The sequence below is a fragment of the Vicinamibacterales bacterium genome, assembly GCA_036504215.1.
GTDB lineage: Bacteria > Acidobacteriota > Vicinamibacteria > Vicinamibacterales > Fen-181 > FEN-299.
The window spans coordinates 63831-85980 of the sequence record DASXVO010000085.1 but is presented as its reverse complement, the minus strand read 5'-3'; the positions used below and the strand labels follow the sequence as shown (position 1 = coordinate 85980).

Annotated in this window: 14 protein-coding genes; 7 read left to right on the top strand and 7 right to left on the bottom strand. The window is 67.1% G+C overall.

The window, feature by feature from the left end; all coding sequences use genetic code 11:
- Nucleotides 1-101 precede the first annotated feature (101 nt).
- Nucleotides 102-308, top strand: coding sequence for a hypothetical protein (locus tag VGK32_22735; protein ID HEY3384586.1), 207 nt, complete (start codon nucleotides 102-104; stop codon nucleotides 306-308).
- A gap of 69 nt (nucleotides 309-377) precedes the next feature.
- Complete coding sequence (locus tag VGK32_22730) at nucleotides 378-1418, top strand: AI-2E family transporter (protein ID HEY3384585.1); 1041 nt, start codon at nucleotides 378-380, stop codon at nucleotides 1416-1418.
- Between the two features lie 70 nt (nucleotides 1419-1488).
- Here the strand turns inward: VGK32_22730 and VGK32_22725 are convergent, their stop codons facing one another.
- Together VGK32_22725 and VGK32_22720 are read right to left on the bottom strand one after the other, a co-directional pair.
- The gene (locus tag VGK32_22725) at nucleotides 1489-2901 is read right to left on the bottom strand and encodes a radical SAM protein (GenBank protein ID HEY3384584.1); all 1413 of its coding nucleotides are present in this window, start codon (nucleotides 2899-2901) and stop codon (nucleotides 1489-1491) included.
- 17 nt (nucleotides 2902-2918) lie between these two features.
- Nucleotides 2919-3575 (bottom strand): helix-hairpin-helix domain-containing protein, encoded by a 657-nt coding sequence (locus VGK32_22720; protein ID HEY3384583.1) that lies wholly within the window; start codon nucleotides 3573-3575, stop codon nucleotides 2919-2921.
- Between the two features lie 681 nt (nucleotides 3576-4256).
- On the opposite strand from VGK32_22720, the gene VGK32_22715 reads away from it, so the two are divergent.
- Complete coding sequence (locus VGK32_22715; GenBank protein ID HEY3384582.1) at nucleotides 4257-5807, top strand: hypothetical protein; 1551 nt, start codon at nucleotides 4257-4259, stop codon at nucleotides 5805-5807.
- A gap of 21 nt (nucleotides 5808-5828) precedes the next feature.
- Nucleotides 5829-6107, top strand: coding sequence for a hypothetical protein (locus VGK32_22710; protein ID HEY3384581.1), 279 nt, complete (start codon nucleotides 5829-5831; stop codon nucleotides 6105-6107).
- 78 nt (nucleotides 6108-6185) lie between these two features.
- Here VGK32_22710 and VGK32_22705 read toward each other — a convergent pair whose 3' ends face one another.
- Both VGK32_22705 and VGK32_22700 read right to left on the bottom strand, forming a co-directional pair.
- Nucleotides 6186-7076: a lipid-binding SYLF domain-containing protein gene (locus VGK32_22705; protein HEY3384580.1), complete on the bottom strand. Its 891-nt coding sequence runs from the start codon at nucleotides 7074-7076 to the stop codon at nucleotides 6186-6188.
- 107 nt (nucleotides 7077-7183) lie between these two features.
- The gene (locus VGK32_22700; GenBank protein ID HEY3384579.1) at nucleotides 7184-7336 is read right to left on the bottom strand and encodes a lmo0937 family membrane protein; all 153 of its coding nucleotides are present in this window, start codon (nucleotides 7334-7336) and stop codon (nucleotides 7184-7186) included.
- Between the two features lie 300 nt (nucleotides 7337-7636).
- On the opposite strand from VGK32_22700, the gene VGK32_22695 reads away from it, so the two are divergent.
- Nucleotides 7637-10072, top strand: coding sequence for a phosphoketolase family protein (locus VGK32_22695; GenBank protein ID HEY3384578.1), 2436 nt, complete (start codon nucleotides 7637-7639; stop codon nucleotides 10070-10072).
- A gap of 474 nt (nucleotides 10073-10546) precedes the next feature.
- The gene (locus tag VGK32_22690) at nucleotides 10547-10699 is read left to right on the top strand and encodes a DUF3309 family protein (GenBank protein ID HEY3384577.1); all 153 of its coding nucleotides are present in this window, start codon (nucleotides 10547-10549) and stop codon (nucleotides 10697-10699) included.
- Between the two features lie 37 nt (nucleotides 10700-10736).
- On the opposite strand, the gene VGK32_22685 is transcribed toward VGK32_22690, so the two are convergent.
- From VGK32_22685 to VGK32_22675, 3 genes are all read right to left on the bottom strand, one after another.
- Nucleotides 10737-11396, bottom strand: a complete 660-nt coding sequence (locus VGK32_22685; GenBank protein HEY3384576.1) for a Crp/Fnr family transcriptional regulator — start codon at nucleotides 11394-11396, stop codon at nucleotides 10737-10739.
- A 118-nt stretch (nucleotides 11397-11514) separates the two neighbouring features.
- Nucleotides 11515-12183 (bottom strand): Crp/Fnr family transcriptional regulator, encoded by a 669-nt coding sequence (locus VGK32_22680; protein ID HEY3384575.1) that lies wholly within the window; start codon nucleotides 12181-12183, stop codon nucleotides 11515-11517.
- A 246-nt stretch (nucleotides 12184-12429) separates the two neighbouring features.
- The gene (locus VGK32_22675) at nucleotides 12430-13149 is read right to left on the bottom strand and encodes a hypothetical protein (protein ID HEY3384574.1); all 720 of its coding nucleotides are present in this window, start codon (nucleotides 13147-13149) and stop codon (nucleotides 12430-12432) included.
- Nucleotides 13150-13414: 265 nt separating this feature from the next.
- Here VGK32_22675 and VGK32_22670 point away from each other — a divergent pair, with 265 nt between their 5' ends.
- Complete coding sequence (locus tag VGK32_22670) at nucleotides 13415-22045, top strand: glucoamylase family protein (protein ID HEY3384573.1); 8631 nt, start codon at nucleotides 13415-13417, stop codon at nucleotides 22043-22045.
- Nucleotides 22046-22150 lie beyond the last annotated feature (105 nt).

Below are 22150 nucleotides of genomic sequence, written 5' to 3'. Positions count from 1 at the left end.
AGCGACGGTGTCAGCAACGCCTATCAATTCTGGGGCGGCGTGCGGGTCCAGTTACGGCGGTAACACCCGAATCCACCGCAGTTGGCGGTGAGGAGGTTGATGTGCGAATCATCGGAATCGTCATCCTGGCAGTCGGGATCCTGGCCCTCGTGTACGGCGGATTCAGCTACACCAAGCAGACCCACGAAGCCAAGATCGGGCCTCTGGATATCTCGGTCAGCGAGAAGCAACGAGTCAACGTTCCGGTGTGGGCGGGTGTGGCTTTGGCGGTCGTCGGCGGGGGACTCCTGGTCGTAGGGAAGAAGTAGCGTTTCACTCGTTGGCCGGAGCCTGGCGCTCGGCGGCGCAGGCGACACAGTAATCGAGGCTTCCGACTCATGTACCGGTTCCTGCTGGTGGTCTTCGCCCTGGCCGTTGGCGTTCTCCTCCTCTATAGGCTGGAACGCGTCGTCCTCGTGTTGATCCTGGCGATGTTCTTCGCGTACTTGATTGCGCCGCTCGTGGCTTTCGCCGAACGCCCGCTGCGTGCCGCCAAGGCTCCGCCCAACCTCTCACGAGGCGTTGCGATCGGCATCGTCTATCTCGTCATATCCGGTGTCGCGTGGGCTGGCGCTGCGATTCTCGTTCCGGCCGTCTCCCAGCAAATCGGTGATGCCGCGTCACGGGCGCCGGGGTATGCGCAGTCCCTGCGCAAGTGGGAGGGTGGCTTGGAGCGATCCTACGAGCGGCTGAGGCTGCCGATTGAAGTGCGACGACGCATCAACCAATCGCTTGTGGACGCCGGCGATCGTGCCGTCGAAGGTCTTCGCGAGTCACTTGTCGCAGGTTTCGGCGTGCTCTCGTATTTGCCGTGGCTGGTGCTGATCCCTGTCCTGGCGTTCTTCCTGCTGAAAGATGCCGAGAGCCTCCGCCAGTCCGCCCTCGATGCGCTTCCCGGTCGCTTTCGCGGTCGCGGTTACCGACTGTTCGAGGAACTGAACACGACGTTGGCGGCGTACATTCGCGCGCAGCTCGTGGCATGCCTTCTCGTCGGCTCGATCTGCGGCGTGGGGTTCGCAATGATCGGCGTGCCGTATGCCGTACTGCTCGGCGTGCTCGCAGGCGTCCTCGAGTTCATTCCGCTTGTCGGCCCTGTCGCGATTGCCGTGATCGCCGGCGTGGCTGCGGCACTGCACTCGCCGATCCTGGCGGTCTGGTCAACCGGGTTTCTCGCGGTTGTTCGAGTGGTTGAAGACTACGTCGTCTATCCACGCCTGATGGGACGGGGAATTCACCTGCATCCGCTCGCGGTCATTGTGGCCGTGCTCGCTGGTGTCGAGCTGGGCGGAATAGCAGGGATCTTCCTGGCGATTCCGGTGGTCGCAGCATTGTCGGTGGCGTGGCGCCATGGTCTCGGGTGGCTGGACGAGCGCCAGTAGACGCTGAATGCCCGTGCGTCCTCAGCGGAACGGGAGGAAAGGACAGGCCTGCCGCGCTGGCGTTGTGGAGTCAGGCCGCCGGCGAGACGGAGATCCCAAGGCGCACGCGCGGCTCTCGCGTCGCACACTCGTGGCTGAACCTGGCGTAGGCGTCGCGGTTGAGTTCCAGATTCCTCCGGTATGACAGGCTTCCAAACAAGGTGATCAGCGGCTGTCGACGGTGCCACACGTTCTTCCAGACGCGGCCGAGAATGCGCGTCATCGCGTAGAAGCGGCGGTCGCACGCCAACATCTCGTCGATCGCCTGATCCTGGGACAGGCGCTTGTAGCGGGCGACCGGGAAGGTCAGCGTGTAGTACTGCCAGTCCTCTGGGAAATCGTCGAGGACGACCCGGCCCTCCGCGATCATCTGGTCCCATAGCCGTGTGCCCGGCAACGGCGTGAGAAACAGCGTGTTCAGGCTGTCCACGCCGTACCGACGAGCGGCGTCGGCCGTCCGTCGCCCGATCCCGGCCGTGTCCACATCCAACCCGATGATGAACGAACCAACCACCATGATGTGGTGCCGCTGGATCCGCGCCACCGACTCGGTGAGATCTCGCCCCTTGAGCAGGTTGAACCGCTTGCCGACCTCCGTCAGGCCCTCCGCCGACGGCGACTCGAACCCGATGAAGACGCCCGCGCATCCTGCCTGCGTGGCCAATGTCAGCAGTTCCTCGTCGTCAGCGAAGTTGATCGTCGCCTGCGCGACCCATTGCTTGCCGAGATTCGCCGCCGCGAGCGCCCGAAACAAGTCCTTGGCGCGCGCGATGTGCTCTGGCCGCGTGCCGATGAGGTTGTCATCCACGATCAAGACGCGTTTCTCTGGAATCGCCTGGAACTCGCGCACGACCTCCGGGATGGCGCGCTGACGATAGCGGGCTCCGTTGAAGGCTGTGACACTGCAGAACGTGCAGTTCATCGGACAGCCGCGGGTGGTCTGAATCGCGCCGAAGGCATAGTCCTCAGTCAGCAGATCGTGGCGGGCCGGTCGGACCGTCTCCATCCCGGCGAGCCCTCCGTCGTACCGGCGCTGCAGGCGCCCGTGCTTCGCGTCCTCCAGCACCTGCGGCCAGATCGCGTCGGCTTCCCCTGTGACGACAGCGTCCACTCGCGGCATCACCTCGTCGACGCACATCGTGGCGTGGATGCCGCCCATCACGACGGGCACTCCCATCCCGCGAGCGCGAGCCGCGATCTCGTAGGCACGGGGTGCCTGCGAGGTGAATGCCGTGATGCCGACGAGATCCGGACGCGGCAGTTCGTGATATTTCGGAACCCCGACGTTCTCGTCGAGCAGGGTGACGTCCCACTCGGGCGGCGTCAGGCCGGCCAGCACCATCAGGCTCAGGGGCTGCCACACCCGGTACCGATTCCACCGGCTCTCCTCGAGTTTGACGATGCTGACCAGCGGGTTCGACGGGTTGATGAGCTGGAGTCGCATGGCACGGCCGGTCCTGCTCACTTCTCTTTGACCGCGTTCAGTTTCGCCGCGCGATAGCCCTGCTTGACGGCTTCCTCCTCGGTCAACCATTTGCCCTTCTTGGTGGTGCCGTACGACGGGTCGCCTTCTTTGTGATAGACCTTCGTGGTGCTGTTCGCCCAGACCATCCCGGCCTGTGGCGGCACCCGTGCCGCGCCGGTCAGCTTCCGATTGACCTTGTCGGCGGCCGACGAGGTGGCTGCCGCGCCCTTCTGAACGCCCTTGGCGCCCTCGCTCACGCCCTTCTCAACCCCTTTCGCGGTCGCCTCGGCGCCCTTCCCGACTCCGGCTGCCGCCTTCTGAGCGCCCTTCTCGGTCGCGACGGCGGCCTTTCCCAGCGGACCCACCTTCACGAGCGGCGTGATCTGCTCGATCGTGCTGGCCGACACCCCGGCCTTCGAGAGGTCAGCCACCGAACCGTACGGACGACCGGCAATGATCTGTTTCGCCGTGGCCGCATCGACGCCCGGCAGGCTTTCGAGAGAGGCCTGGCTCGCGGTGTTGAGGTCAATCTTCTCAACGACGGCTTGGCTGGCTGGCTCGGTCTGCACCGCGACTGCGGGAGCGGCAGCCAGAACGACGATCAGGGCGGCGGACGCCGACCAGAACAAGCGCCGTGCGGATAGCGAATTCATCTGCGTTCCTCCAACTTCCAAGTCACACGTGTTACGCGAAAGCCCTACTGGGGAGCGGGCCGCGCCAGGCACGCCAACGGGAGTAGTCCCCGCCGCCGAGCAGGAACCGGACGAGGGCAACAAGCAGCAGGGTCGACATATCTGCTCCGCTCTTGTCAGACAAAGCCAGAGGATCGCCATGCTGGAGTGCACGCCGGCCCTGTCGCTTCGTGGAGTTCCCATGGTAGGCGAGAGCGTGATGCTGAGTCTGTTCACTTCGGGACAACTCTGTGCGGCTCTGGGGTCGCCGAGCCTTCCACGGCGCCAATCGACACCGTTTCAAAGCCGAGGTCGCCTGGGCCTCCAGGCCTGCAACGATTCCAGCGCACGACGGCTGCCATGAGCGTGGTGCAATCTCTCATGGGTGTCTGTGCACTTGGAGACACTTCCGCGTTCCTTGTGAGGTGGTGTCGTCATCTCCCAACCTCGACCGGATCGCAGGTTGTCCGTTCTTGCACAGACGCCCGGCAGCCGTCCTGGTACCCTTCGACTCAGTCGTGTCGCAAATCCGCCTGGCGGGTCCGGCGCGGCCTGCCGGGCATCCGCAGGATGCCTGCCTGCGCAACACCAGTGAGCTCATGGCGTGGGCTCGGGGCGTCGGCGAGATCGTTGGTTCGGTGTCTTCGCTGACGGGGGACTCAGATGCCCAGGACAAGAAACGTAGTCGTTCTCGTGTTCGGGTTCGTGATCGCGACGGCCGGCGCGGCGATGGCCAGCCACCAACAGCCTTACCGGACCGACGACAGGCAGGTGGAGCGGTTGCTGATCCACGTTGGGGACCTGGCGGCGAGGCTCGACCGGAGCCTCGACGGAGCCTTCGACCACGGTCAACTCGATGACCCACGCGCGAGAGACGAGATCCGTCGATCTCTGGCGGACTTCCGCCAGGCGGCCGGCCGCCTGCTCGATCGCGTCAGGGCGCGCGAGTCCAACAGGCTCGATGTGGAGGAGGTGCTCCGACGCGGTGGCAGCATCGACAGTTTCATGCAGCGCTATCAGTTGCGTGCCCAGGCGGAACAGAACTGGCTCTCGGTGCGCAGCGATCTGGACGCGCTCGCCCGCACCTACCGCGTTGCATGGAGATGGGACGAGCCTGGGGCCGAGCCGGCTGAGCCTGGCGCTGGCTTCCACCATCGACTCACCGGAACGTATCAGCTCGAGACCAATCAGGGCGACGACCCGCGGCGAGCGGCGGAACTGGCCGCCCGTTCGGTGCCTGCCGACCAGCGAGACCGCACGTATCAGGGCCTGCTCGCCCGGCTGGAAGCGCCGGAACTGATCGCGATCGAGCGCAATGATGACAGCGTGACGATGGCCTCGACGCGGGGGCGGCGCGTGACGATGGAGGCGGATGGCAGGGACCACGTGGAGCGGTGGTCTGCTGAACGGACGATGAACACCCGCGCCACGCTGCAAGGCGAACGATTGGTGGTGGCGACCAACGGCAATCGGGGCCGTGACTTCACGGTGACCTTCGATCCGATGGCGAACGGCCTCGGCCTGCACATGACGCGCACCATCGATGGCGACGGCCTCCGTCAGCCGGTGACGGTACGGAGCGCCTACCGACGGGTGTCAGATGACGCTCGTTGGGATATCGATTCGAGCGGCACGCGGGGTCCCTACAGGAATTCGGAGGCCGGGGTCGGTGAGGTGGTCGTGCCTGACGGCACGCGGTTGGTGGCCTCGTTGGACGGGGTGCTCAGCACGATGAATGCGCGTGAGGGTGACCTCTATACGCTGACCACCCTCAGTCCATCGGCATACGAGGGCGCGGTCATCGAAGGCTACGTGTCCACGGTGAACGATTCGCGGCGACTGACCGGACGCGCGGGCATGACGCTGAACCTCCGGAGTATCCGACTCCGCGACGGCCGCGCGTACCAGTTCGACGGCGTCATCGAGGACATCCGCACCCCTGATGGCGAGCGGGTGCGGGTGGACCGCGAAGGCATGGTGGACTCGCACGGCGGGCAGGCGCAGAAGGTCGTAGAGCGAAGCGCAATCGGCGCGGCAATCGGCGCCCTGATAGGTGCTGTCGCTGGCGGCGGCAAGGGCGCCGCCATTGGTGCCGTGATTGGCGCGGGCGGGGGCGCGGGCACGGTCATCGTCGAGGGGCGAGACCGGTTGGATCTGCGGCGCGGGACCGAGTTGACGATCATTTCGGGCGACCCAAGGAACCGGCAAGAGTAGGTCACGAAAGGACCAGTTGTCATGACGTACACGTTACCCGGGCTCATCTTCCTCGTTGTCATCGCGGCCGTCTGCGGCGCCGTCGGCAAGGCGATCGCCGGCGGGGCCCGCGGTGGACTCATCGTGTCCACAGCGCTCGGATTCATCGGCGCCCTCATCGGGCCCTGGATCGCGGCTCGGCTCGCGCTGTCGGAACCCTTCGTCGTCCAGATCAGTGGGCATCCCTTCCCGGTGCTGTGGTCGATTATCGGCGCCGCGCTGTTCGTAGCGCTCATTCACCTGCTCTCCAGGCGCTGGTGACGAGTACGGGACGGGCGACGGCGGCGGTGGACAGGCCCGTATCGCCGGACCTTCATCGCACACCAGTCCTTTGGACCACTACTTGCTTTCCCGAGGATGCGAGGGGGGCGCTCTTTCGCCCGCAAGGCGTCTGCCTCGGGCGCCGTCTTGTGCACCGTTCCGTCCGGGTGGATTGCCGGCTGGCAGGTCGTGCACAGCGTCAACTGTGTCGCGTTCGGCAGAAGCGTCTCGGGGGAAGCCGTGCCTCCCCCGCGGGTCGCGCAACTGACCGTACGGCTTCGTCGACTCGTTGCCCGGAGAACTCCTCTGCAACACGTTGACGAAGCGATGGCCCGACTCCGGGACGGTCGTCATGGGCCTGCCCATGACGATCCGTCGCGCCGTGATCTTGTGACCGTAGACTTCCGCGTTGGCGTCGTTGTCCGGCCGCAGCAACGTGCCCGAGAGCGAGACGCCGGCGAACAACCCGCGCGATCTGGAGTAACTGAGAATCTCGGCTCGCATTGAGGCGTCAGTCGACGCTTCGACGGCGCGTCCCTTTGGGCCGGCCGCGGCCGAGGCGTTCCCGCCGAGTTTCACCTTGCTGCTGAGCAGCGCGTCCGCGCCGCGCCTGTTCATGACAAGAAGGACGAGGTCGGTGGACTCGGCACCGAGCTGGAGCCCGAAGCTCCCGCCTTCGAGCGTATACATGGCAGGGGCGCCCCACGGTCCCTCGAACGAGGCTCCCGACCGGCAGACCATGGCGCCTCGGCCGTAGCTGCCGCCGAACCCGATTGCCACCTTCGTCATCGACGGAATGACGAGGACGCACTCGGCCTTCTCGAGGAGTTCCTGGGGGATGTTGTCGGGAATGTTGAGGACCTCCTCCATCACGACGCCGCAGTTCTCCAGTCGGCTCTGTTCCTTGGTCTGGGCCCCGAGAGTGGCCATGCCGAATATCACGCAGAATGCGAATACGTATCGAACCATTCATCAACCCTTCTGGACCCAACATCGAGTGACGTGTGTGCACATCCTCAACCAAGGATCTCGTGCCTCGGCATGACTCGTGCAATCCGAACAGCGCTCCGATTCGACTATCTGGCCAACCGGCGGCCCTGAATGAGCCGAACCAGGAGAACGACGATAGCCACGACGAGCAGCACGTGGATGAAGCCTCCCATCGTGTACGAACTCACCATGCCGAGGAGCCATAGAACGAGCAGAATCGCGAACAGCGTCGTGAGCATCCCAACCTCCCATGTCGCTCCCGGCAGTTCACGCCCAGGAGCTGCCCTTCGACTCAGGTGCGTTGAGAAGATGCCGGCCATCCGAGTCCGCGTTCACGGTGTCGCGCGCTCGTGTGTCGTGCTCAACGCAGGTGAGCTCAGGGTGTAAGAGCAGTGTGTGCTTTGTCGATCACGCGCGATGTCCTGCATTGAACGCGCGTGGTCGATTGGACCGGATGTCATCGGCTGCGACGGCGACTGTGCAGTTGTGCACAGCTCCAGCGGACGGCTGATTCTAGGATTGGCGAGGGGGGACAGACCATGTACGAGTTCGACCCGACAATCTCCAGCATCGTCGAGACGAGTGAGACTCAACGACCCGCACGAGGCGGAGCGGCAGACGGTCCGCTGTCGGCGGCGCTCATGGACCGGATGCACCGATACTGGCAGGCTGCCAACTACCTGACGGTCGCGCAGATCTACCTTCTCGACAATCCACTGCTCGGTGAGCCCCTCCGACCGGAACATATCAAGCCGCGCTTGCTAGGCCACTGGGGCACATCCCCGGGCCTCAGTCTCGTCTACGTGCATCTCAATCGACTGATCGTGGAGAAGGACGTGGACATGATCATTCTCGCCGGCCCCGGGCACGGGGGACCGGCGATCATCGCGAACGTCTATCTCGAAGGCACCTACTCGGAGATCTATCCAGAGGTGGCGAGGGACACGGAGGGCCTCGGTCGCCTGTTTCGCCAGTTCTCGACGCCCGGCGGCGTGCCCAGCCACGTCAGTGTTCCGACGCCGGGCTCCATTCACGAAGGCGGCGAACTCGGGTACGTGCTCGCCCACGCCTTCGGAGCGGCCTTCGACAACCCGGGCCTGATCGTCGCGGCGGTGGTGGGCGATGGGGAGGCCGAAACAGGGCCGCTCGCCGGATCCTGGAAGAGCGTCAGCTTCCTGAACCCGGTCCGCGATGGTGCCGTGCTTCCAATCCTGCACCTCAACGGCTACAAGATCGGCGGGCCGACCGTGCTGGCCCGATCCTCCGACGAGGACGTGCGTCGGGTCATCGAGGGCCACGGCTACGACGTGCACTTCGTCGAGGGTGACGATCCGCTGGTTGTGCACCAGCAATTTGCGGCGACGCTGGACCGTTGCCACGCCCGGATCCGGATTGTCCAGTCCGAGGCCCGCACGGTGGGCGTCAAGGGGCGGCCGCGGTGGCCCGCGATCGTCCTGAGGACGCCGAAGGGATGGACGGGCCCGCGGGAAGCGGACGGGCTCCCTGTCGAGGGCACGTTCCGATCACACCAGGTGCCGCTGCACCGCGTGAAGTCAGACGCCGGCGAGCTCGCAGCGCTCGAGACGTGGATGCGGAGCTACCATCCGGAGACACTCTTCGACGCGAACGGCCGGCTGACCTCCGAGATCGCCGACCTGGCGCCGAGAGGGGGCCGCCGCATGGGTGCGAACCCCCACGCCAACGGCGGCGCGATCCTCCAGGATCTCCGGCTGCCAGACATCGGCGACTACGCCATCCCCGTGGCGCAGCCGGCCTCCACGCGTGACGAGTCCACCCGGGCGCTCGGGAAGATGATGCGGGACATCTATGTGAACAACGCCGGGCCGGCGAACTTCCGCCTCTTCTGCCCCGACGAGACGGCTTCGAACCGGCTGGACGATGTGTTCGCCGTCGAGAACCGATGCTTCGTGGGCCGGACCATCGGCATCGACGACCACGTGGCATCGGACGGTCGCGTCATGGAGGTGCTGAGCGAGCACCTGTGCGAGGGCTGGCTCGAGGGTTACCTGCTCACCGGCCGACACGGTCTCTTCGCCTCCTACGAGGCGTTCGCGATGATCACGGCCTCGATGGTCGTCCAGCACGCGAAGTGGCTTGCCGAGAGTCACCGGCTGCCGTGGCGCGCGCCGGTCGCCTCGCTGAACATCCTGCTGACGTCCACCTGCTGGCGCAACGACCACAACGGCTTCAGTCACCAGGGCCCCGGGCTCATCGACGTCGTGCTGTCGAAGCGCGGGACGGTGGCGCGCATCTACCTGCCGCCGGACGGGAACTGCCTGCTCTCGGTCGCGGACCACTGCTTCCGCAGCCGCGACTACGTGAACCTGATCGTCATCGACAAGCAGCCGCAATTGCAGTGGCTGGACCTCGCCTCGGCCAGGGAGCACTGTGCGCGCGGGGCGTCGGTGTGGCAGTGGGCGAGCAACGACGACGGCGGCGAACCCGACGTCGTGCTGGCGGCGGCCGGCGACGTGCCGACACTCGAGACAGCGGCCGCGGCGTGGTGGCTGCGCCGCCACGCGCCCGAACTCAGGGTCCGGGTGGTGAACGTGGTGGACCTGATGACGTTGTTTCCTCCCGATGCCCACCCGCACGGCATGTCGCTCGCGAGGTTCGTCGAGTTGTTCACCGAAGACAAACCGGTCGTCTTCGCCTTCCACGGCTACCAGCGGGCCATCCATGAGATCGTGCACGGTCGGCCGGCGGCCGCGAGGTTTCACGTGCGGGGATTCAACGAGCAGGGCACCACGACAACGCCGTTCGACATGGTTGCGATGAACGGCATGAGCCGCTATCACCTGTGCATCGAGGCGCTGCGGCGTACGGCACGGGTGGGCGCCCGTGGCGCGGCGCTCGTTGCCGAGTGTCGTACGGCTATCGAAGGGGCAGCCACGTACGCCCGGACGCACTTCGAGGACCCGCCCGAGATTCGCGACTGGGTGTGGACGGCCTGAGCGCGCGGCCGCGCATCCGACGGCCGGGGCGCTACCGGTCCAATACCCCGCGGAGCTTCCGTTCGAGCGCTTCCGCAGTGAACGGCTTCTGCAGAAACGTGATTTCGGGACCGAGGGCTCCGCGGCTGTCGTTCGAGGAGCCACTTGGCCAGATCCGGCCCGCTGGCACCCGGTAACACGACATCGGTCAGGAGCACGTCGATCGAGGCGTGCGTCTCGAACAGGCCCAGCGCTTCTCCGGCGCCCGCGGCCACCAGCACCGTCAGCGTGTCGGCGCGGGGCTGAGACGCGGGCGGCGACGGTGCGACGACCAACTCGGCGCCTTCTGCCCGCGGGAAGTAGACCGCGAACGACGTGCCCCTGCCGATCTCGCTGCAGACGTTGATGGTCCCCATGCCCCGCGGCATCTGCGTGTGCAAGAGTGCACAGCCGAAGCTGGCCGCCTCGAGGCATAGTGCTCTGGAAGGAGGAGCGATGGTCACCATTCTGCTCGTCGTGGTTGTTCTGATGTTGCTGGGGGCAATCCCAGCCTGGCCACACAGCCGGAGTTGGGGGTACTACCCCAGCAGCGGCCTCGGTCTCGTGTTGTTGGTGCTGGTTGTCTTGATGCTGGCGGGCCGGCTCTGAGGCTGCCCCGCGAGCCCGGAGGCCGGTGCCCGGTCCGTCAGTCGTGCAGGACGACGCTCAGGAGCGAGTTGTGAATCGTCAGCCCCCCGGCGTCAGTGATGAACCCGAGCTTCTTGAACCTGTTCATGAAGAAGTTCACACGCGACCGGGTCGTGCCCACCATCTCGGCGAGCGTCTCCTGTGAGATCCTCGGGATGACGCGCTGCGGCGTATGCTCCTCGCCGTAGCGGGCGAGGAGCAGCAGCGTGCGGGCCAGCCTCTTCTCGGCGGAGTTGAACAACTGGTCGATCAGGTCCTCTTCGATGCGGACGTTCCTGGTGAGCAGGTGCGTGATGAATCCGTCGGACAGCGCATGTTCCTCGTGCAGCAACCGCCGCATATCGGACTTGGCGACCGCGATGATCGTGGTTGCGATGTGCGCGGTCGCGCTGCCGATCCGGAGCGGCTGGCCAGCCAGCGCTCCTTCCCCGCAGAAACTGCCGGCGCCGAGGATCGCGACGATCGCCTCCCTGCCGGTCTTCGAGACCACCGAGAGCTTCACCTCGCCCTTCTTGATGTACAGAATCGTATCGCTCGACCCACCCTGCAGGTAGATCGGCTGCCCTGCTTCGTAGGACACTACCGTCTTGGCGACGCCCGTCGAATTGAGGAACGCCTCGGGGTCGAAAGGACGAGGTTTCTTGTTCTTGGGGGGCATGGCCCATGGTGGCAGGCTGGGAACCTCGCTGTCTGTGCAAAACGGAACATCCGGCCGCAGGCGCCCGACGCCGTGGCCGAGTCGGCGGCGCGGCGGCCACAATGTCGGTAGAGGGCTGTCAATCGTGCAGGACGACGCTCAGCAGGGAGTGATTGACCTTGAGGCTGCCGTTGTATTCGATGAACCCGAGCTTCCTGAACTTGTTCATGAAAAAATTGACGCGCGACCGCGTCGTGCCCACCATCTCGGCCAGGACCTCCTGCGAGATCTTCGGCAACACCCGGTGCGGTTCCTCCTCCTTCCCGTACCGAGCCAGCAAGAGGAGCGCGCGCGCCAGGCGCTTCTCGCTCCGGTTGAACAGTTGGTCGACCAGGTCGGCTTCGACGCGGAGATTGCGCGTCAGCAGGTGGGCGACGAGGCGGTCGGACAGCGCGTGCTCGTCGTGCAGCGCCCGTTTCATCTCGTCTCTCTCGACGACGAGCGCCGTCGTGTCGACGATGGCGGTTGCGTTGGCGATCCGGAGTGGCTGTCCGGCCAAGGCGCACTCGCCGATGAAATCCCCGGGGCCGAACATGCCCACGACCGCCTCTCGGCCGCCTCGGGACAGGACGCTCAACTTCACGGCGCCGCACTGAATGTAGATGACGCTCTCGGCGGGGTCGCCTTGAGCGAACAGCACCATTCCGGCGCTGTATGCGCTCACGGCTCTCGCCACTCCTGACGTCGAGAGGAACGCCTCGACATCGAACGGGGCCTGTTTCACCGCCACCACCTTGAACGGGCTCACGGGGCATTCTAGCACCCGCTGCCCGCCCCGCCAAAGGCGCCAGCTCATGCATGGTGATGGGGCTCGCAGACGGAACCGCGCCCGAGCTGACCGCGTCCTCGGTCAGGCTGTGGAGACAACTGAGCGTGTTGCTCGGAAGGATCCCTCGCCAGTGCCGCACGACGTAGCCATCGTCGTCATACAGCGACGGCCGTATCAGCCCGACGACGAGACGTCGGGTGGGAGCGAGCATGCCCGATCCCCGTCTCAGAAGCGGAACGCCGCCTTGTTCACCAGCCTGGCCTTCTCCGCCTTTGCCCGGTCCTCGTCAGCCTGCTTCTGCTGACGGTTGACCTCCCGCTGCGGCGCTTCCAGCGCGTCGAGGCGGGTGGACGCGGCCGTTGCGACGCGCGCGAGTTGTTCCGGCAGTCTCGCCAGCAGCACCAGTCCGAACGCGGACGGGTAGCTGGTGTGAACCAGGCTGACCAAGTACTGTGGGTCTTCCCACTGAGCGACCACGGTCCGGTCGACGCCCTGGCTCAGGTCGTCGTCTGCTGGCGGCGGTCCGGAGCCGATCCGGGTGGACGCGAGGATCGGGACGCCGTAGGAGACCGAGAGCGCGTCGACGAAGTCCCCAGCGGTCAGCCCTTCGATCCGGTCCCGGTCGTAGTCGACGGTGATCTGGTACAGGAGGCTATCGCAGAACGTGAACCGGACGTTCCTCACCGCCTCCGAGGCGGGTCTCGCTGCCGGACGTGGCTGCCAGCCCAGTTCCTGGATGAGGCTCGGACGCGAGTGGATCAGGCGCACGCCGATCGTCGGCACGTCCGCCTGCAGCGCGACGGCCGAGAGGGTCGTGCCGAGTCGGAACTCCCGATACCGGGACAGATCCTGGGCCTGGCTCGATGAGGCCCACCATGCCAGACACAGAAGCGAGACCGCCACCGACCGCAGGCTGAACATCTCCATCTCCCTTTTCAACATCACGACCGACCCGTCCGTGGGGTTTTCCTGATCGAAGGCTACGCCGCCGCGGCGTCCGAGTCTGTTCTGTAGTGCACATCCAGATTGGCCGGGTTCGGCTTACCATTTGCAGTGTCCGCGCCCGGATCCAGGCACGCCACGGCAGCAGTGTGGCTGGCCGCCTGGTGTGCCGAAGTGAACAGTGTCGCGACGGCGACTCTGCTACCATCAAGAGCGCCATTTCACACGTCGCGCCACCTGCGAGGTCGCGAGGAAGGACACCGCTCGCGTGGCATTCCGCCAACAGAACACCCGTGACAACGCGCACTCGTGGCGCGACGCCCTGACCCATCGGGCGGACCTCTCGGTCACGCTCTCGAGCGAGAAGCCTCCGCTGCGCGCGGAACTGTTCAGCCGCGAGCAGATGGCGCAGCACGGGAAGGTGCTGGCGGCGGCGCACCGGCTCGGCGGGCGGCGTGGGTCGAACGAACTGCTGGCGCGGCTGGCCGAGAACGAAACCCTGCTCGTCGCCGTCCGCAGCCTGCTGACGGAGGCCGTCAACACCGACCGACGGATCACGCCCGCCGGCGAGTGGCTGCTCGACAACTTCTACCTGATCGAGGAACAGATTCGCACGGCGCGCCGCCACCTGCCGGCAGGGTACAGCCGTGAGCTGCCGCGCCTGACCGACGGCCCGTCGGCCGGCCTGCCGCGCGTCTATGACATCGCGCTCGAGACGATCTCGCACGGCGACGGCCGCCTCGACACTGACGGCCTCGGCGGCTTCGTCTCGGTCTACCAGACGATCACACCGCTCACGATCGGCGAACTGTGGGCCATTCCGATCATGCTGCGGCTCGCCCTGCTCGAGAACCTTCGCCGCGTCGCGGCCCGAATCGGTGCCGATCGCGTGAATCGGAACCGCGCCGACCTTTGGGCGGACCAGATGACGGCAATCGCGGAGAAGGACCCGAAGAGCCTCATCCTGTCGATCGCCGACATGGCGCGATCGGATCCACCGATGGTCGGCTCGTTCGTCGCCGAGTTCGTCCGCCGCCTCCAGGGCAAGGGCCCCGCGCTGGCACTGCCGCTCACGTGGATCGAGCAGCGGTTGTCGGAGGACGGCCTGACGATCGAGCAACTCGTGCAGGCGGAGAACCAGCAGCAGGCCGCCGATCAGGTTTCGATCAGCAACAGCATCAGCAGCCTCCGGTTTCTCGGGGCCGCCGACTGGCGCGACTTCGTCGAAGCGCGCAGCGTCGTCGAGCAGGTCCTGCGGGAGGACCCCGCCGGCGTGTATCCCTTGATGGACTTCGCCACACGGGATCAGTATCGCCACGTCGTGGAGAGAACGGCCCGGCGGAACGGCCGGGCAGAAGGCGACGTAGCCCGCCACGCGGTCGACCTCGCGCGTGCGGCCGCGGCCGGCGCCGATCCGGTGGCCAGGGCCACTCATGTCGGTTTCTACCTCGTGGGCAAGGGGCTCTCACAACTCCATCGAGCGGTTCGGTCGCGCTTCTCGATTCCCGAGACCGTGCGGCAGGTGTGCCTCAGCCATCCGCTGACGCTCTATCTCGGCGGCATCGGCGCGCTCACGGTGGTGACGACGGCGGCGCTGATGGTGGAGGCGCGGGGGGCGCTCGTCAACGACTGGCTGTTCGGGCTCTTCGGGCTCATCCTGCTGTTCTGCATTGGCCAGGTGGCGGTCGCTCTCGTGAACGCCGTGGCCACCCGTCTGGCGACCCCTCGTGCCCTGCCGAAGATGGACCTGTCGGAGGGGATTCCCCTGGCCTCGCGGACTCTGGTCGTCGTTCCCACGCTGATCACGAGCGAGCAGAACGTCGAACACCTGGTCGAGGCGTTGGAGGTGCGTTTCCTCGGCAACCGGGACGACCACGTGGCCTTCGGACTGCTGACGGACCTGGTCGACGCATCCCAGGAAGTCCTGCCCGAAGATGAAACGCTGGTTGCGCTGGCCGCGCAGCGGATCGATGAACTGAACGAGAAATACGGAGGTCCGTTCTTCCTCTTCCATCGGGCGCGGCGCTGGAACCCGGGGGAGCGGGTCTGGATGGGGTACGAGCGCAAGCGCGGGAAGCTGGCGGACTTGAATGCGCTGCTCCGCGGCCGCTCGAACGGCAACTTCGCGCGCGTCGTCGGGAACACCGGAATCCTCCGGCAGGTCAAGTACGTCATCACCCTCGATGCGGACACGCAACTGCCGCGCGACGCCGCCCGCCTGCTCGTCGGGGCGATGATGCACCCGCTCAACCGCCCGCACTACGACGAGCGCGAGCAGCGCGTGACCGAGGGGTATGGCATCCTCCAGCCCCGGGTGGCCGTCAGTCTGTCCGGCGCGAGCCGGTCCCAGTACGCGCGGTTGATGGCCAGCGAGCCTGGCATCGATCCCTACACGCGTGTCGTGTCCGATGTCTACCAGGACCTGTTCGGCGAAGGCTCCTTCATCGGCAAGGGGATCTACGACGTGGACGCGTTCGACCGTGCGGTGGGCGACCGGTTCCCGGACAACCGGATCCTCAGCCACGATCTGCTCGAAGGGTGTTACGCGAGAGCCGGACTTCTGACCGACGTGCAGGTGTACGAGGAGTACCCGATCCGCTACGAGGAAGACGTGCGCCGGCGCTATCGCTGGATCCGTGGCGACTGGCAGTTGTGGCGCTGGCTGTTCCCGGCCGTGCCCGGCCGCGATGGGCGCCACACCAGGAATCCGCTCCCCGCGTTGGGTCGGTGGAAACTCCTCGACAACCTCCGTCGCAGTCTCGTGCCCGCGGCGCTGGTTGGGCTGTTCTTCTTCGCGTGGGCGGCGTTGGCGCCCGTGTGGGGATGGACCGTCGCTGGCGTGGGCTGCCTGCTGCTCCCGGCGTTGGTCACGTGGCTTCCCGGCCTCGTGCGAAAACCTGACGACGTGCCGCTCGTCGCTCATCTCGAAGGCAACGCCCGATCGCTCGGGCGTCAGGTCACGCAGGCGATGCTGATGCTCGCGTGCCTTCCGTACGAAGCGTGCTTCAGCCTCTCCGCCGTGCTGCGCACCTCCGTGCGGCTGCTCGTCACGCGCAGGCGGCTCCTCGAATGGACGCCGTCCGGCGTTCGCGCACACCGCGCCCGCGAGGGCGTGGTCGGAGCGTGGGAGAGGATGTGGATCGGGACCGCGCTCGCCGTCGGCGCATGTGTGTACTTGTGGCTGGCCCGGCCGGCCGCTCTCGCTGCCGCTGCGCCCATCCTGCTTCTCTGGTTGGCCGCACCGGCCCTGACGTGGCAGATCAGCCGCCCGATCACGCGTCGCGGCGCGCGGCTCACGATGGACCAACTGCGGTTCCTCCGCGGCGTCTCGCGCAGGACCTGGGGTTTCTTCGACACGTACGTCGGCCCGGACGATCACTGGCTGCCACCGGACAACTACCAGGAGTCGCCAGCTCCCGGCCTGGCGCACCGCACGTCGCCGACCAACATGGGGCTGGCGCTGCTCGCCAATCTCTCGGCCTACGACTTCGGCTACATCTCCGCAGGGCGGCTCGTGGATCGTACCGTGCGCGCGTTCCAGGCGATGTCCGCGATGGAACGCCACCGAGGGCACTTCTACAACTGGTACGACACCCTCTCGCTGGCGCCGCTCGAACCGCGGTACATCTCCACGGTGGACAGCGGCAACCTGGCCGGTCATCTCCTCACGCTCAGGCCTGGCCTGCTCGCCCTCGTGGGCGATCAGATCCTGACGACGCGTACCTTTCAGGGACTGCGGGCCACATTCGCCCTCGCAGCCGACACCCACCGGGGTGCGCCGACGACCGCCATGACGCGGCTCCGGAAGGCCTTCGATGTGGCGTGCGAGGCCGCCCCGATCACGATCGAGGAGGGGAGGCTGACGCTCGAACGCCTTGCCGCGGAGAGCCGCGCCCTGGCAGCCGCGCTGGCGTCGTCTCCCGGGCATGCTGCGAGCCGGTGGGCATCGGCGGCGGCCGACCAGTGCCGGGATGCCCTGGGAGATCTCGAGTACCTGGCGCCGTTTGCGACGGCCCCCGCCTCCGGGAAGGCGCCGGGGCGCGTTCCCGAGTTCAACTCCATCCCGACGCTCGGCGAACTGGCCGCGCTCGACGGTGAGTGGGCCGGCCCCGCCAGGACGAGAGTGGCGGCCATCAACCGCCTCGCGGCGCAGGCGATCGACCTCGCGGAGATGGAATGGAGCTTCCTGTTCGACCAGACCCGGCAGCTCCTGTCCATCGGCTACAACGTTGCCGAGCGTCGGCGCGATTCGAGCTACTACGACCTGCTGGCGTCCGAGGCGCGTCTCTGCACGTTCGTCGCGATCGCACAGGGACACCTGCCGCAGGAGAGCTGGTTTGCGCTCGGCCGCCTGCTGACGACGGCGGCTGGCGAGCCGGTGCTGCTCTCGTGGAGCGGCTCGATGTTCGAGTACCTCATGCCGCTCGTGGTGATGCCCGGCTACGACGACACGTTGCTCGATCAGACCTGCAAGGCGGCCGTGAAGCGCCAGGTGGAATATGGCAGGCACCGCGGCGTGCCCTGGGGCATTTCCGAGTCGGGCTACAACCTCCTCGATGCGCGGCTCACCTATCAGTACCGCGCGTTTGGTGTGCCCGGCCTCGGCCTCAAACGCGGCCTCGCCGCCGACCTGGTCGTCGCGCCTTATGCGTCAGCCCTCGCGCTGATGGTGGCGCCCGAAGAGGCGTGCTCCAACCTGCAGCGGCTGGCGGCAGAGGGCTTCGAGGGAGACCTCGGCTTCTACGAGGCGATCGACTACACCCCGACGCGCCTGCCGCGCGGTGATTCGCACGCCGTCGTTCGCTCCTACATGGCCCATCACCAGGGGATGACGTTCCTGTCGCTGGCGCACCTGCTGCTCGACCGCCGCATGCAGGAGCGTTTCGCGTCCGACCCGGCGTTTCAGGCGACGGCGCTGCTGCTCCAGGAGCGAATCCCGCGCGCGACCGCGCTCTATTTGCCGCCGACCCCTGCGGCGGACGCCCGTACGGCGCCCACCGGCGCCCACGTCGAGGTGCGTTCGTTCAGCGGCCCAGACACGCCGAACCCCGAGGTGCAGCTGCTCTCCAACGGCCGATATCACGTCGTCGTCACGAACGCCGGCGGCGGCTACAGCCGATGGAAAGACCTGGCCGTTACTCGCTGGCGCGAGGACGCAACCGCGGACAACTGGGGCGCGTTCTGCTACATCCGGGATGTCTCGGACGGCGCCTTCTGGTCCACGGCACACCAGCCGACGCTGCAGCCATTCGATCGGTTCGAGGCGGTGTTCTCCGAGGCGCGTGCCGAGTTCCGCAGCAAGAGTCACCAGATCGAGAGCTACACCGAGATCGCCGTGTCACCGGAGGACGACGTCGAACTGCGGCGGCTGCACTTGACCAACTGCGGTCGCACGCGCCGGACGATCGAGGTGACGAGCTACGCAGAGGTCGCGCTGGCGTCCCCCGCCGCGGAGGCGCTGCACCCGGCGTTCAGCAACCTCTTCGTCCAGACGGAGGTCGTTCCCGACCAGCGAGCCATCCTCTGCACGAGGCGGCCCCGCTCGCGTGACGAATCGTCGCCCTGGATGTTCCATCTGCTGGCGGCGCACGGCGCGGCGGCCGGCGGCGCCCTCTCGTACGAGACCGATCGGTTGCGTTTCCTCGGACGCGGCCGGACGGCCGCGGATCCGTGCGCGATGCGAGAGCCGGGGCCGCTGTCGGGCACGGAGGGTTCGGTTCTCGACCCCATCGTCTCGGTTCGGGGCCGGTACGGGCTCGACCCGGACGAGACGATCACGATCGACATCGTGTCGGGCATGGCCGACACCCGCACCGCCTGCCTGGGCCTGGTCGGCAAGTACCAGGACCGACGTCTCGCCAATCGCGTCTTCGCGCTGGCGTCCACGCACGCGCACGTCGTCCTGCGGCAGTTGAACGCCAGCGAAGCGGATGCACAGCTCTACTGCCGGCTGGCAGGATCGATCATCTATGGGAACCCGTCGCTGCGCGCCGATCCCGCCGTCCTCGCCGCGAACCGGCGCGGCCAGTCCGGGTTGTGGGGCTACTCGGTCTCCGGCGATCTGCCGATCGTGCTGCTGCAGATCGGCGACGCGGCGAACATCGAGCTGGTGCGCCAGCTCGTGCAGGCCCACGCCTATTGGCGCCTGAAGGGGCTGGCGGTGGACCTCGTGATCTGGAACGAAGACCGTGCGGGATACCGGCAGGCGCTTCAGGAGCAGATCGTCGGCCTCATCGCGGCCGGCGTCGAGACGAATGCGCCGGTTCGCCCCGGCGCCATCTTCGTGCGCCCGGCCGAGCAGATCTCGAACGAGGACCGAATCCTGTTCCAGTCGGTCGCCCGAGCGATCATCTCCGACAGCCGCGGCTCGCTGGCCGAGCAGATTGACGGTCGCCCGGCAGACCCGCTGCCCGCACGATTCACGGCCGCGCGGTCCCGGCGCGGGTCGGTTCCCGATCCGGTGCTGCCGCCCCGGGACGACCTGGTGTTCTGCAACGGCTTGGGCGGCTTCACCCCGGACGGCCACGAGTACGTCGTCACGACCGGATTGGGCGCGGTGACGCCGGCACCCTGGGTGAACGTCCTGGCCAACCCCGGGTTCGGCACGGTCATCTCTGAAAGCGGCTCCGCGTACAGTTGGTCGGAGAACGCCCACGAGTTCCGCCTGACGCCGTGGCACAACGACTCGGTGACCGACGCGACCGGCGAGGCCTTCTACCTTCGCGACGAAGAGAGCGGGCGCTTCTGGTCGCCAACGCAGCTACCGGCCGGAGGTGAGCGTGCGTACACGAGCCGCCACGGATTTGGGTACAGCGTGTTCGAGCACGCTGAGGACGGCATCACCTCTGAGTACTGGGTGTACGTGGACGTCGCGGCGTCGCTGAAGTGGCTGGTGTTGAAGGTCCGCAACGCCTCAGGCCGACCGCGGCGCCTCACCGTCACCGGCTACGTGGAATGGGTCCTCGGTGACCTGCGGGGGAAGGCCGCCGCCCACGTCGTGACCACGATCGACCCCGAGACGGGCGCCGTGTTCGCCGAGAACGCGTACAACGCCGAGTTCGGCGGGCGCACGGCGTTCTTCCACACCGACGACCTGAGCCGCCGTGTGACGGGTGACCGCACGGAGTTCGTCGGACGCAATGGCACGCTCCGGCGCCCGGCCGCGATGCTGCGGTCGACGCTGTCCGGCCGCGTCGGCGGCGCGCTCGACCCGTGCGCGGCCATCCAGGTGGCAGTCGACCTGGCCGACGGAGAGGAGCGGGAGACTGTCTTCCGGCTCGGTGCGGGACGCGACCGAGACGATGCCGCGCGCATGCTCGGCCGTGCCGCGGGTGCGGACGCCTCCCGTCGCGCGCTCGAAGCGGTCTGGCACTACTGGAGCCATACGCTCGGCGCGATCAACGTGGAAACGCCCGATCGCGCACTCAATACACTGGCCAACGGCTGGCTCCTGTACCAGACGATGGTGTGCCGGCTGTGGGGGCGCAGCGGCTTCTATCAGTCTGGGGGCGCGTTCGGGTTCCGCGATCAGCTGCAGGACGCGATGGCGCTCATCCACGCCGACGCTCCGCTCGTGCGGCAACACCTGCTGTTGTGCGCGTCCAGGCAGTTCGTGGAAGGCGACGTGCAGCACTGGTGGCACCCGCCGGCGGGCCGCGGCGTCCGCACGCATTGCTCGGACGATTTCCTCTGGCTGCCGATGGCCGTCTGCCGATACGTGAACGCCACGGGGGACACGGGCGTGCTCGCCGAGGAAGTCCGCTTCCTCGAAGGCCGTACCGTGAATCCCGACGAGGATTCCTACTACGACCTGCCGGGCGCCTCCGAGGACCGGGCCAGCCTGTACAACCACTGTGTTCGAGCCATCGTCAGGGGATTGCGCTTCGGTGTCCACGGTCTGCCGCTGATTGGCTCGGGAGACTGGAACGACGGCATGAACCTGGTGGGGGTGGGCGGGCGCGGCGAGAGCGTTTGGCTGGGGTTCTTCCTCCATGCCGTGCTGAGGCCGTTCGCCGACCTGGCCCGGCGCCGCGGCGACGCCGCCTTCGCGGAGCGCTGCCTGTCGGAGGCGGCGGCGCTACGCGTGCGTCTCGAGGAGACGGGGTGGGACGGATCATGGTACCGACGCGCGTATTTCGATGACGGGTCGCCGCTCGGTTCCGCGAGCAATCCGGAGTGCCAGATCGATTCAATCGCGCAGAGTTGGGCGGCGCTCTCCGGGGCCGCAGACCCGACACGCGCCCGCACCGCGATGGACGCGGTGGACGCACGGTTGGTTCGTCGCGACGAGGCGCTCGTGCGTCTGCTCGACCCGCCGTTCGACACCTCCGAACTCGACCCGGGCTACATCAAGGGATACGTCCCCGGCGTTCGGGAGAACGGCGGGCAGTACACCCACGCGGCGATCTGGGCTGCCATGGCCTTCGCCGAACTCGGCGATGCGCGGCGCGCGTGGGAGGTGTGGGAGCTGATCAACCCGATCGCACACGGGTCATCGCCGGCCGCGATCGAGACCTACAAGGTGGAGCCCTACGTCGTGGCGGCCGACGTCTACGCCGTCGCCCCGCACGTCGGGCGCGGCGGGTGGACCTGGTACACGGGGTCGGCCGGGTGGATGTACCGGCTGATTGTCGAGTCGCTGCTTGGCCTGAGGCTCGACGGCGACCGGTTGCGGATCGAGCCGTGCCTGCCCGCGGACTGGACCGGCTTCACCGTGCACTACCGGTACCGCGAAACCGTCTATCACATCCGCGTGCACCAGACGCCGCCCACGACCGGCGAAGAGCGCGTCACCGTTGATGGGCGCGACCAAGCCGACATGTCGATCCCGCTGGTCGATGACCACGAGGAGCACCGGGTGGAGGTGCTGGTCGCGCCGGCGGTGCCGGCCACGCTGTAGCCCCGCGTGCTGGTTCGGGCCGGCACGACTCCGGAGGAGCAGGTGACCGGGGCAAGGTGTTCGTGAAGCTGGGGTCTGTGGACTCACTGGTTTCGCGGGCGAGTG